The 12,595-nt window shown below is 56.6% G+C and carries 9 protein-coding genes; 2 read left to right on the top strand and 7 right to left on the bottom strand.

Annotation, left to right across the window (positions count from 1 at the left end; genetic code table 11):
• Positions 1–69: 69 nt before the first annotated feature.
• Together AABO57_09235 and AABO57_09230 are read right to left on the bottom strand one after the other, a co-directional pair.
• The gene (locus AABO57_09235) at positions 70–2,418 is read right to left on the bottom strand and encodes a hypothetical protein (GenBank protein ID MEK6285908.1); all 2,349 of its coding nucleotides are present in this window, start codon (positions 2,416–2,418) and stop codon (positions 70–72) included.
• A 295-nt stretch (positions 2,419–2,713) separates the two neighbouring features.
• Positions 2,714–2,965 carry a hypothetical protein gene (locus tag AABO57_09230; protein ID MEK6285907.1) on the bottom strand — a complete coding sequence of 84 codons (252 nt, stop codon included), beginning with the start codon at positions 2,963–2,965 and terminating at the stop codon, positions 2,714–2,716.
• A 226-nt stretch (positions 2,966–3,191) separates the two neighbouring features.
• Between AABO57_09230 and AABO57_09225 the strand changes: the two genes are divergently transcribed.
• Positions 3,192–4,166: an aldo/keto reductase gene (locus tag AABO57_09225; protein MEK6285906.1), complete on the top strand. Its 975-nt coding sequence runs from the start codon at positions 3,192–3,194 to the stop codon at positions 4,164–4,166.
• Positions 4,167–4,258: 92 nt separating this feature from the next.
• The gene (locus AABO57_09220) at positions 4,259–4,738 is read left to right on the top strand and encodes a DUF4126 family protein (protein ID MEK6285905.1); all 480 of its coding nucleotides are present in this window, start codon (positions 4,259–4,261) and stop codon (positions 4,736–4,738) included.
• Positions 4,739–5,017: 279 nt separating this feature from the next.
• On the opposite strand, the gene AABO57_09215 is transcribed toward AABO57_09220, so the two are convergent.
• The 5 genes from AABO57_09215 to AABO57_09195 form a co-directional block, all read right to left on the bottom strand.
• Positions 5,018–6,148, bottom strand: coding sequence for a hypothetical protein (locus AABO57_09215; GenBank protein MEK6285904.1), 1,131 nt, complete (start codon positions 6,146–6,148; stop codon positions 5,018–5,020).
• A gap of 281 nt (positions 6,149–6,429) precedes the next feature.
• The gene (locus AABO57_09210) at positions 6,430–9,240 is read right to left on the bottom strand and encodes a protein kinase (GenBank protein MEK6285903.1); all 2,811 of its coding nucleotides are present in this window, start codon (positions 9,238–9,240) and stop codon (positions 6,430–6,432) included.
• Positions 9,241–9,553: 313 nt separating this feature from the next.
• Positions 9,554–10,669, bottom strand: a complete 1,116-nt coding sequence (locus tag AABO57_09205; GenBank protein MEK6285902.1) for a DNA methyltransferase — start codon at positions 10,667–10,669, stop codon at positions 9,554–9,556.
• 105 nt (positions 10,670–10,774) lie between these two features.
• On the bottom strand, positions 10,775–11,542 hold the full coding sequence (locus tag AABO57_09200) for a creatininase family protein (GenBank protein MEK6285901.1): 768 nt from the start codon (positions 11,540–11,542) through the stop codon (positions 10,775–10,777).
• Positions 11,539–12,595: amidohydrolase family protein (locus tag AABO57_09195; protein ID MEK6285900.1), on the bottom strand; the 1,057-nt coding region annotated here is incomplete at its 5' end. The genes AABO57_09195 and AABO57_09200, both read right to left, overlap by 4 nt.

Raw genomic sequence — 12,595 nt, 5'->3', positions numbered from 1 at the left:
TGTACCACTGATCATTCAGTCATTCCCGTTCAACAAACCGGGTCTCTCCACAAGAACTGGGCGAGGCGATTAATCGCCGGGCTGATCTCGATTCGCGTTGGCGCGAATCGTGAACTCGGTGCCCCTGATCAATTCGAGATCGTCGCGGCCCTGAATGTAGACCGAGCCTGCTCCGGTGCCTGCGCCAACTGCCGCCCCGATAGCCGCGCCCTTGCCTCCACCCGCGATTGCCCCGATGATTGCGCCGAGGGCGCCGCCGATGCCCGTACGCGCCACCGTAGTCGTGGTCTGGCTATTACGTTCGGATACGATCCCCTCGTTATCAACCCGTACGTCCTCTCCGTTCGGAGTACGGACGCTCTCGATATAGCCGTCGAATGGACGGGTCACTCCGTTTCGCATGCGAATTCGCTCGAAATTCATCGCGAGCTCGGGTCGCCCCGTAACCCTACCCGAGCGGCCAACGCGGCCGAGATTGCCTTCGATTACGGCGCCGTCATACTGTGACGGCGATCGAACGGTCATGGTAAAGCGGTCGCCCTCACGTGCCTGTCTGGTGGACAGCGCGTTGTCGAGAATCGCGACTAGCTGTGTGCTGTCCGACGTTCCCACACCGCTTCCTACAACCGGAGAGGTTTCTCTGTACAAATCCAACTGAGCAACCTCTGAAGTTTTGTTGTAGGAACTGGTAACCAATACCGGCTCAGTCAGACTTTCAACTTCCATACGGCGGGTGACACGAAGCTCGCGGCCGTTGGCAACCGCATCGAAAGTTACGGTGAAATCGTTACCCCGGTCGCCGGTCTGCGTGACTACCAGTTGATCTCCGATGAGTCTGGCATTGACGCGAATGGTGCGCCCCCGCGGCGTCTGCTCCACTCTGTCGCGTCCGTCCGCCTCAAAGGTAACCTGTGGCGCGCGGGTCGAAGCGATCGTAACGTTACGACCCTCGCGTTGAATGGCGATCATCTCCGGCGCTTCCAGGCGCCGCGAGAGCATCTCGCGGAGACGTTGCTGCTCTGCAGGCGAAACCCCGCGCGTCGCAATCTTTGCTGCTCTCCCTACCCTGTCGCTTCGGGCAGGATCCAAGCGATAGGTCCCTGTTAGGAGGCGTGCCGCCTGACCCCGCCCCGGTCCGTTACCCCCAACGCGTCCAGGCGTCCCGGTCCCCGCGTCCCAACGCCAGGTGACGTTGTAGTAGCGCGCCAGCACCTCGAGATCCGAACGAAGCTCGGACCAGCTCCGTTCCGCGTTTGCCTCAAGGCGATTGCGCGCCATGAAGCGATCGATGAACGCGGCCTGGTTTAATACTTCGCTAACATCGCCGGCCACGTCACGTCTTTGTCTGAAACGGTCCCGCAGAGTTGCGGTCGCAGCTTCAAAGTTTCGGACGAGGTCACTGATTCTGTCTTCTTGCCTGGTCCCGTCGATCGGGGTCTGATTAAGCGCCGGCAAAATGTCCTGACGAAACCGTGTCGATCGCGTCTCAATGCGCCCGAGAAGCTGATCGACTTGTTGTTCGCTGACGCTAAACGAACGCTGTTGCGCCGAAACGCTGGTCCCCGCGTCCCAACGCCAGGTGACGTTGTAGTAGCGCGTCAGCACCTCGAGATCCGAACGAAGCTCGGACCAGGTCCGTTCCGCGTTTGCCCCAAGACGATTACGCGCCATGAAGCGATCGATGAACGCGGCCTGATTTAATACTTCGCTAACATCGCCGGCCACGTCACGTCTTTGTCTGAAACGGTCCCGCAGAGTTGCGGTCGCAGCTTCAAAGTTTCGGACGAGGTCACTGATTCTGTCTTCTTGCCTGGTCCCGTCGATCGAGGTCTGATTAAGCGCCGCCAAGATGTCCTGACGAAACCGTGTCGATCGCATCTCAATGCGCCTGAGAAGCTGATCGACTTCTTGTTCGCTGACGCTAAACGAACGCTGTTGCGCCGAAACGCTCGTCCCCGCGTCCCAACGCCACGTGACGTTGTAGTAGCGTGCCAGCACTTCGAGATCCGATCGAATCTCGGACCAGCTCCGTTCCGCGTTTGCATCGACGCGAATGCGCGTCATGAAGCGATCGATGAGCGCGGCCTGGTTTAATACTTCGCGGACATCGCCGGCCACGTCACGTCTTTGTCTGAAACGGTCCCGCAGAGTTGCGGTCACAGCTTCAAAGTTTCGGACGAGGTCAGTGATTCTGTCTTCTTGCCTAGTCCCGTCGATTCGGGTCTGATTAAGCGCCGGCAAGACGTCCTGACGAAACCGTGTCGATCGCATCTCGATGCGCCGGAGAAGCTGATCGACTTCTTGTTCGCTGACGCTAAACGAACGCTGTTGCGCCGAAACGCTCAGGCCGCCAACGATCGTCGTAATCGTCAGCGCGACCAGAAGAGCGGCTGAAATGAACTGCCTTAGTGTGTACATGGTTTACCTCCAAATAGCTCCAGGTTGGGTTCGATCCGTGTTTAATGGGTGCCTTCTTAGCGACTACCCCGCTGGTTGAATCAAGCCTCCGCTGCATACGCAACTAAATGGACGCCCTCGTCGCTTGAGGTAAGTGCAATACGGATGCCGCTCCCGGTGGCACTTCCGTGTCTTGGTTTCCTACACCTCGTACGAAATTCTAGGCAGTTTGACGGTACGTGTGCATCGATTGACGATCATCGAATCGCTTTTAGCAATTGAGCTTATTAGTTGAATGCGGCGCTACGCGAAGCGTTTAGCAGTCGGACGCAGGGTCCTGGTAGGTTGCGTCGAACAGCCGGGTAGGCTCGTTTCCTGGAGGATCGCCTTCAGGTGGCGGGTCCGGCTGATTCTCCTCCGGAAACCCTGGCGGATCGGGAGGTATTCTTACCGGCCTGCCCTTATCAATGTCTGGTGGAAGGTCGGATGGAGGCGGCTGATGATCAACGTCCGGATTGTGATCCAAATCCGGGGTTGGCTCCCTCAAGCGTGATTGATCTGAATCCATAGCGTCGCATAGACGACTCAGTTCACAAACTGAACTTCGTCGGAACTGATTGCCCTCATGCACCACTCAACCCCCTCGTGGCATGAATGCGTCGGAGGTGGGTTCATTAGTGCCCGTGCAATTGTCAGACCGCGACCGCGTAAGGCGCACAGCCCAGTTCGGAATTCGCTTGGTATGATATTGCGATCGGCATATGATTGGACGACCGCGTGCTCGAGAAAAAGAAATGAATAAACGTAAACTAGGACGCTCCGGGTTGGAGATTTCTCCACTGGCTCTCGGCGGTAACGTCTTCGGATGGACCGCGGATGAGCCGGCGTCATTCAGACTGCTTGATGCTTTCGCCGCGGCCGGATTGAATCTTATTGATACGGCCGATGTGTATTCGGTATGGGTTCCCGGACACTACGGCGGCGAATCCGAGACAATCATCGGCAAATGGCTGAAGCGAACTGGCCGCCGCCAAAGCATAGTCATCGCCACCAAGGTCGGTATGGAGATGAGTCCCGATAAGAAGGGACTCTCGCGGACCTACATACTCCGTTCGGTTGAGAGTTCACTCGAGCGCTTGCAAACAGACTACATCGATCTCTATCAATCACACACCGACGACGCTGAAACGCCTTTGGAAGAAACTCTGGAAGCTCACGCGCAATTGATCGAGCAAGGGAAAGTCAGGGCGATTGGCGCTTCCAACTACACGGCGGAGCGGCTCTGCCATGCATTGCAGGTAAGCGAGCAGCATCGTTTCCCCAGCTACCAAAGCCTGCAGCCGTTATACAATCTCTATGATCGTGAAGACTATGAAGTCAATCTTGAACCGTTGTGCCTGGAAAAGGGATTGGGCGTGATCAGTTACTTCTCGCTGGCGCGCGGGTTTCTCACGGGTAAGTACCGGTCGGAAGAAGATCTATCAAAGAGCCCCCGAGGCCGGGGAGTGAAGCAGTATCTGAACGAGCGCGGGTTTCGGATTCTCGAGGCGCTGGATCAAGTAGCTGGCCAACTCAATTCAACGCCCGCGAGAGTTTCACTGGCGTGGTTGATCGCACGCCCGAGCATAACGGCGCCAATAGCTAGCGCCACTAGCCTCGAGCAACTGAACGATCTGATCGAAGCGACAAGACTTGAGTTAGATCCCTCGTCAATGGGGCTGTTGAATGCTGCCAGCGCCCTGGGAGCGCAGGCATCCCTGCCTGCTTAGCGTTGCGCTGGAAAGATAAATAGCCGTTCACCGAAAAGAGGCAGGCAGGAATGCCTGCGCTCCCAGGGTACGTTGACCAAACCGGACAGACCATGAGTACAACTTCAGTTCTCGCCCTCGCGTTTGCTATCGGCGTAATAGCCGGCCTGCGTTCGATGACTGCGCCGGCGGTGGTCAGTTGGGCTGCTCACTGGAAGTGGCTCGACCTTCAACAATCCAACCTGGCCTTCTTAGGCTCGACAGCGGCCGCATACATCTTAGCCGCGGCGGCGATTGTCGAACTGGTCGTGGACAAGCTCCCGCAGACACCAAGCCGAAAGGCGCCACTCGGCCTGATCGCTCGGCTCGTACTCGGTGGTCTGTCGGGCGCCGCCCTCTGCACGGCCGCTCATCAATCCGTTTTGTTCGGAGCAGTGCTGGGTGGTTTGGGTGGAGTAATCGGCGCCTTCGCCGGCTATGAGGCGCGAACGCGTCTGGTCAAGACTCTCAAGGTGCCGGGTTTCGTGGTGGCGCTGTTGGAAGACGCCATCGCGATTGGTGGGGGCTTCTTCATCGTCTCGCGATTTCAGTAGTCATCCTCGCCTAGTGAGTGAAGACTGAGGGGTATCCGCGCGAATCGGCCGAATGCAGTGTCATCCGTGGTCTATGCGGCGTCGGCAATGCAATCCTTACGAACTCATAGACCACGGATGACACGGGCTTTGACGTATTCGCACCGATTTGGTACCCAGCTGATCGCTAGCAAAACGGCCTGTTACAAGTCACTAGCAAACGTCTGAGGCTTGTCCCTTCGTCCTCAACGCGGCGCCGTTCGCCAGTTTGGCCGCCGGGTGTATAACCAAAGCCTTTGATCAACCGCTGCTGCGTTTCAAGTAAAGGCGGTACGAGGTCTGCCGGATAACATCGGGGATGTTCTTGTTCTGGGAAAGCACGCGTAGATCGCGCGTTTGAATTCGATTGATAAAGGCAAGGCTGGTTGGGATGGGAGTCCGCGAATTTCGCACAAGGTTGTGTATGACAACATAGGAACGGGTCCACGCGCGATTCTGGCCAATCTGCCGCAGCACGTCTTCCGGCACGGTCTTCACCGAAGCAATGTTTTCCACCTCTGCGTCAGTCAACCGCGGGTTGCGCAACACCGCCCCCGCTACTATGCGGTTCGGATCGCGGACCAGAATCATTCGAGCCTCGCGCGTTCCTTTTATCGCGAGCATCACCCTGTCCTTCGTGCTCATCAAAGCGACCCGCTGAAAGACCGGTATCCTATCGACGGTCAAGTCGAACGTTTCAGCGGCAACCTCGCCTACTGCTCGCTCGATGTCCAACTGTTCATCTGGGCCCGGGGCCGACGCAGCGAAGGGACCAAAGCTTTGCTCATACTCGGTGACCAGCCAGTCATCAATTCCTTCTTCAATGAGGCCGAGCCGTATCAAGTCGTCAATGCCGCCGACTGAGACTGTATCGCGTGCCTCACGCGCGGCCTCGCGCGCCACGTCGGCGCGCACGCGCTGCTCATCGGCGATCATCCGCACGCCGAACTGCTTTTGAAAGAACTCTTCCTGCACTTCGCGGGCGCGTCGCGCTGCCTCAAACGTATGAGCGGGATTGGTCAGGATCGCGTCGATGATCTCGGGCGATCGAATAAGGCTTTGCTGCTTAAGCGATATAGCCTCGATGATCTTTGAGTCGGGGCTGCGCGCCGCGAGTTGGGCGAGCGCCGCATCGGGTGTGGACGGATTGAAGATTAAGGCTTCGACCAGTTCGCGAGGCGCGCGCGGCCACAAGCAAAGGAAACCCAGCACCTCCGCGGGAGTCTCGTCGTGAGCGGCGAGATGAGAGAACGTTGCGGGATCGAGCGAGCCAAGGGTCGCCGAGGTCGCCGCGCGCACGGCCTCGTTTTCGTCGGCACTCAGCACAACCAACGATTCGAGCAGTGCCTCATTCGTTAGCGGAAGTAGACCTCTGGCCGCGGCCAGCTTCACCGCGTCCGGAGCTGAGCCCGATCTGATCGCTTGTACAGTGTGACTAGAAATGGCTTGTACTCTATCTGCTTATTGGAGGCTTAAAGGAAGGGGCAGATGTGGGATAGTATTCGAAGTGCAGATTACTACAGGCAGGAGTTTGGTTCAATTGTTTCTTCGTTTGGAGGTGTGGAATTGAAAGGGGACTAGTGAACTGTAACATTGAAATCGGTAGCGTCTCGGGAGGCGGCAGAGTCTTGTTGAGGTTGCTATGATGCGTTGTTAAAGGGAACTAGTGACTCTTATTTAGAGTTACCCATCAGGATGATGTCAGAAATCTCATTGCCTCGCGAGCAGGCAAGTTGCTTTCCATCACGGGACCAATCGAAGTGCAAGATCCCATCAGTATTGAAGTTGGTCAACTGTTTCGGCGGGCCACCATCGACGGGCTGGCTCCAAATATTTGAAATGCCGTTGCGGCTGTCACCGTATACTACCGCACGCCCATCAGGTGTCCACTTAATAGGCGTGTCTAAATTTACGGTTGGCGGGACGTCTAACAGTTTCGCCGGCTGCCCTCCTTCAAATGGTATGAGCGCGATCTTCCACGGCGAATTCGACCGCTCGTCGCCGTAATAGCACGCTATCAACTTCCCATCAGGGGAGATGGCCGGGTGAGGTGACGGCTTATCTGTGAGCTGCAAAGGCTCGCCCCCATTGATGCCTACTCTAAGTAAGGTATCCTTTCCAGAACTATTCGATGTGTAAACCACCCATTGACCGTCGGGTGAACACGCCGGGCTGAATGCGGCGCCGTCAGTCGTCAATTGTTTGAGATTGTCACCGTTGCTGTCCATGCGCCAGATATCAAAACTACCCGTGCTGTTACCGCGGAAAACGATGTAGCGCCCGTCGGGTGAGACCGAAGGAGAGCCCCTTGCAACATTCGAAGCCGCACCTTCAACCCCGGTTCGACCCGTCAGTTGCTTTTGATTGCTTCCATCCGCGTCCATAATCCAAAGTTCGTAACTCCCGCCCGCAGTTGATTGGTAGACTATCCGGTCATCGGGAGTCCAGCAGATACCATCCCCTCCATCAACCTTGCCGGACGTGATCTGCTTAGCTCGGCTGGTATCTTCACTCGGAGCGATCCAGATGCGGGAGAGCACATCATGTTGCACAGCTACCAGGGTATTCAGGTCTGCCGTCAAGCTTACGCCATAGTAGTTGTTCAAGTCATTGGTGACTTTCCGCAGCTCGCCGCCTGGATACGAGAGGTAGTAGATCTGGCTTGGGTTTGGGCGTCGATCAGCGGCTGTCATCAACAGGCCAGTACCGTTTGGCAGCCAGGCGACCTGTCCAACTTCAACAAACCTATGAGTGGAGATCGGCTTTTCTGATCCGCTTTCTACCTGCACTTCAACCAGGTTTTGGTAACTGCCGATATTACTCCCAGCCGGACATACGATGATCTTTCCATCAGCCGACCAGGCCGGGCCTCTTCGCACAAAATAGTCAGGGTTCTTGCGCGTGGCGAGTTTCTGTTCTCCGGTGCCATCCACGTTTGCCACTATCAATACTCTCTCTGCTTTGCTTAGATACTCGCGCACAAACGCGAGCCGCTTGCCATCAGGAGAAAATGTGACAGGTCCATCAATACCCTCCAGTATCTTTCTTCCGGTTCCTCCCAGAACCGGGACCTGGTAGAGCGCGCCTACAGGATCGTTCTTATACGAGTTGGCGTAATAAACATAGTTGCCATCGCGGGAGAAGGTGACTCCGCGGTACTCGACGTCAGCCGGGGGCACGAGCTGGACATTACTGTTGGTTGCCACGTGCTTGACCCAGAGGCTCTGTCTCCTGTCATCATCCACCACATAAGTGACGTACTTGCCATCGGCCGAGATGGAAAGCGATGTCCACAAGGCTTTGCCAGTGGTGGTGAGCCTGGTTATCTTCATCGCTTGGAAAGGCACTGATGAATTGTTCCGGCCGGTTATTTTAAGCAGCCCGAAGGCAAGTCCCGCTGCCGCAACAATGATGACTGCAAGAACGAGTAGGGCGGCTCTCTTGTGACTCTTGAACTCACTGATTAGATACTCAGCGCTGGACGTTGTCCGTGTTGCTGCATCGATGGAGTGAGCTGCTGTTTGCCTTGCCGTTGCTAGTGCTATCTGCCCGCTTCCTGATGCAGCCGCCGCTACGCCACTTACTTCTGATGACAGGGAGAACTGTAGCTTCGCCTGAAATTCCAACTCCTGTTTGAGGCTCCTTACGTCTAAGAGTAGATCTTTGGTGGTTTGGTAGCGTTCTTCCCTGTCTTTGCGCAGAGCTTTGCTGACAACTCGCTGAAGTTCAGTTGGGACTTCTGGGGAATACCTCGCGAGCGGCGCCGGTTCGGTCTTTAATATCGAAACGAAGACATCGGTAGAAGTTTCCCCTTGAAACGGTTTGTGGCCTGTGACCATCTCGTAGATCACTACGCCGAGGCTGAAGATGTCGCTTCGGGCATCTACCACAAGTCCCCGCGCCTGCTCGGGTGACATGTAAGCCACAGTGCCCATCACCTTACCGGGATCTGTATCCACGTTGGCCATGGTAATCGCTTCGGTGTCGCCAGCCGGCGCTTGCCTTTCAGTCAGCTTTGCGAGGCCAAAATCCAGTACTTTGACGTAGCCGTCGGGGCGCAGCATGATGTTTTCCGGCTTTATGTCACGGTGAACGATGCCTGCCTGGTGTGCCGCTGTGAGTGCGCTTGCAACTTGAACAGCTATATCAAGGATTTCATCCGTGCTGAGTTTGGTATGAACAGCACGGCGGCGAAGCGTCTCGCCTTCGACATACTCCATTGCGATAAAGTTGATCGAATCCGCCTGACTCACCTCATAGATATGGGCGGCGTTAGGATGGCTGAGTCCCGCGGCAGTTTCAGCCTCCCGAATGAAACGCCGAAGCCTATCCTGATTGTCGGCGAATTCAGCGCTGAGCAGCTTGAGAGCCACTTTACGACGCAGCTTGACGTCTTGAGCCAAATAGACCTGCCCCATCCCGCCCGCGCCAAGGTGGGAGAGTATCTCGTAGGGGCCGAACCGGGTTCCACTAGCTAGTGTCATGGTGCTGGGGAGATAACTTCTGAAGCGTCGGCGGAAGCTTATAAAACCAAAGAGGCTAAGTCAATAACTTGAGTCATAGGTTCTGAGGCTGTTGGAGGGGGATGCCCTGCCGGGTTTGTGTAAGGGTCGGACGCGTATGCGCTTCAACCTGTCGGAACGAAGCAGTCGCCCGGAGACGCAGACCACCGTCGCCTGGCAGGCTGCTGAAAAAGTCGATAACAGACAAGTGGTCACGGCTAATCCCACCAACCACGTAGTGGTTGCATCCCCACACTGCTGTGTGGGGTATTCGGGAGGCCTCGGCCGCGAGCCCTCACTTCTTCTTGAAGATGAAAATGTATTCGTGCTTGAAGATGTAGAACCCGCCGGCGAGCGCCCGGTACCGCCAGAGCTGCTTCTGATCTCGCTTTGCCCGCGTCTCTTCAAAGTTCTTCACGACGATGCTCTTTAGCGAATACGCCCGTTTGAGCACTTCACTCATGCAATGAAATCCCAGGGGAATCCATTCACCTTTGGAGTATTTGTCGCCAATGACCAGAGCAAAATATCTTCCGCGCTCGAGAACTGGATCGATGTTGTCCAGCGTTTCCCCGAACATCTTTAAGAACTCATCGGTGGTCGCCGCGTTCGACAGGTCGTTGCCGTCCTCTGAAAAGCTGATGATGTCGTGATAAGGCGGATGCATTATCAGAAGCTGGACTTGCTTCGCATCGAGATCATCCATCATCCGCAGGGCGTCAATCTTCCTCGCGTCGCCGGCAAATATCTCTGTTCTTACCGAGTACCGGTTTCTTTCTTTGCCCACCAGTTCAAGCGCCTGGTTTGCAACGCCGGAATTCAGCTCGATGCCGATGCCGTTCCGGCCAAGCCTTCTGCATTCAATCAGCGTCGTTCCGCTTCCGACAAAAGGATCCAGGACCCAGTCGCCCTTCTTGGTGTAGCGAAGCATCAGTTGATGGGGAATCTGTGGAATGAAATTTCCCCAATAGGACGCGAGATGTGCACCGGCGCTGTCACGTTTGGGCAAGACCCAGAGGCTGTCGGTGATGATGTCGGTGTGTTCTTTCCAGCGGTGGAGATTGATGTCGTTGATCTTTGATGTCTTGACCTTCTTGACTCCGCGCTCCAGCCGCTTCACATAGTATTTGGCGCGTTCGATCGTACGAGCTTCCAGGATCTGGTCAAGCTCGGAAGCCAGGACATCCGTTCTCAAAGAGACGACATTCCCGTTTGAACCGGCATCGGCGAAAACTGCTCCGTCATGTGAGGTGATCATCCGCTTCAGCTCGGCTGTCTTGTGCCTCAGTGAGCCGATATCGTCGTCGGACTCTAACCCGCCGAGCAGAGCGATGAACTTAACTCTATCAAGTTGGACAGAGCCATAGCTCGACTGGGCTGCTTGAATGTCTTCGGATAGCGTAGGATCCATGTCTTCAGTACACGATCTAGCGAGAACAGATCCTAAACACAAATGCACGAAGACACAAAGAACAAACCAGCTTTGTGTCTTGGTGCCTTTGTGTTTGATTCATCCTCACGAAGTCTCCTTCAAGGCTTCCATCACGGACGTGACGATCATGTCCGATAGCGCTTCATAGGTTGCCTCGCCTTCTTCTCGCGAGGCCGCTTGCGGATCGCCGAAGTACGCCTCCGTCCCGCCCGCTTCGGTGAAAGTGCTCGCGCCTTCCCTGATCTTTTCCGAGATCGAGATGGGGACTCGATCAAGCGACCGGCGAATCTCTTCTCGCACAAGATCGGGCCGGGCAGCCATAACCAACGAAGTCTCATATGATCCGGCGTGGCAATCGCCGCGGCGAAACTCTTCCGTGAGCGTCCCGGCCCATCGTCGCCTTCGTTTATCGGGAAACGCGACCGTGCGGCCGGTTTCCTGCTTAACCTTTTCGATCGCTTCGTTGATTGACGCGACGTGTTCCGGCTCAAGGTGCGAGTTGGCTACCGCGACAAGCCGCGCGCCTTGTTTGTAGAGCGACACACAGATGTCGTGTAGCAACGCGACAGCCGTTTCCCTCTTTATTGAAATGGTGCCGGGAAACTCTGAGCTGAAATCGGTCACGCTGTAAGCGACCGCGGGCAGGACGAGCGTTTCGACGCCGTGTGCGTTGAGCTTCTCAGCAGCGCGACGCGACATCTCTTCAGAGATGATGACGTCGGTCGCGAGCGGCAAGTGCGGTCCGTGAGCTTCGGTAGAGCCGACCGGCAGAATCACAACAACGCCGCGCGAGATGGCTTCACGCGCGTCCTTCAACGTCTGGTTTTGAAACACGTTCACGTCGTTGCTCACTGTCGTTTGTACAAAACCTTGCCGGGTCGAGCCGCGGTCATCCCTCCTCGCTCGAACACGACCTGCCCATTCACAATCACCGCTGAAAAACCTTCGGCGTATTGGTGCGGCCGCTCGAACGTCGCGGCGTCGCGTACGCGAGCGGGATCGAAGATGGCGATGTCGGCTTTCATTCCGGGCCGCAGCAGCCCGCGATCGATCAAGCCGAGACGCTGGGCCGGGAACGAAGACATCTTTCGCACCGCGTCCTCGAGCGTGATCGTGTGCCGGTCGCGAACGTACACGGCCAGAACTCGAGCAAACGTGCCGTAGCTTCGTGGATGCGGGTGAGCTTGTCCGAAGATCGGAATCTCACCATCCGAGCCAATCATCGTCGCCGGATGTTTGAGGATCCTCTCGAGGTCTGCTTCGTTGATCGCGTGAAAAATTCCACCGCAGCCGCCGCTTTCAACGATCCACAAGGCGGCTTCGGCGGCGTTTTCAACCGTCGGCTCCATTCCACGCAAGCGAGCGACATCGGCGAGGTTCTTCCCCGCAAGCGACGAATCCCATCCACAGCCGGCGATGACGATATTCTTTGGATCTCCGCCGCCGCGCTCGTGTTTGATGATCCTGATGGTCTCTGCTTTGATCTGCGCGCGCGTCGCCGGGTCCTTGAGCCGCTTCATAATCTCAGTGCGGCCACCTTCTTGCGCCCACGCGGGAAGCAGCGCCGCTTGAATGCTCGTGCTCGAAGCGGTGTAAGGATACTGATCGATCGTCGCGTCGACTCCACGCGCACGCGCTTCGTCGATCAAGCGCAACGTCTCGAGACTCTTTCCCCAGTTCGCGGGACCGATGATTTTGTGGTGAGTCACCTGAGTGGGAAGCCCGCCGCGTTCGCCTATCGCTATCGTCTCTTTGACGCTATCGACTATGCCCGCCGCTTCGTCGCGCATGTGCGAGATGTAGATGCCGCCGAAACGGGCGGCGACTCGCGCCAGCTCAATGACCTCGTCTGTTGGGGTGAAAGTACCGGGCACGTAAAACAACCCCGAGCTGAGACCGAACGCG

Source organism: Acidobacteriota bacterium (assembly GCA_038040445.1).
Classification (GTDB): domain Bacteria; phylum Acidobacteriota; class Blastocatellia; order UBA7656; family UBA7656; genus Onstottus_A; species Onstottus_A frigus.
The sequence above is the reverse complement of the archived record's forward strand: the minus strand, read 5'-3'. Positions and strand labels throughout refer to the sequence as shown.

Coding starts and splice junctions, on each gene's coding strand:
- AABO57_09220 (MEK6285905.1), top strand. CDS start 4,259: ATGAGTACAACTTCAGTTCTCGCCCTCGCGTTTGCTATCGGCGTAATA.
- AABO57_09205 (MEK6285902.1), bottom strand. CDS start 10,669: ATGGATCCTACGCTATCCGAAGACATTCAAGCAGCCCAGTCGAGCTAT.
- AABO57_09225 (MEK6285906.1), top strand. CDS start 3,192: ATGAATAAACGTAAACTAGGACGCTCCGGGTTGGAGATTTCTCCACTG.
- AABO57_09230 (MEK6285907.1), bottom strand. CDS start 2,965: ATGGATTCAGATCAATCACGCTTGAGGGAGCCAACCCCGGATTTGGAT.
- AABO57_09210 (MEK6285903.1), bottom strand. CDS start 9,240: ATGACACTAGCTAGTGGAACCCGGTTCGGCCCCTACGAGATACTCTCC.
- AABO57_09235 (MEK6285908.1), bottom strand. CDS start 2,418: ATGTACACACTAAGGCAGTTCATTTCAGCCGCTCTTCTGGTCGCGCTG.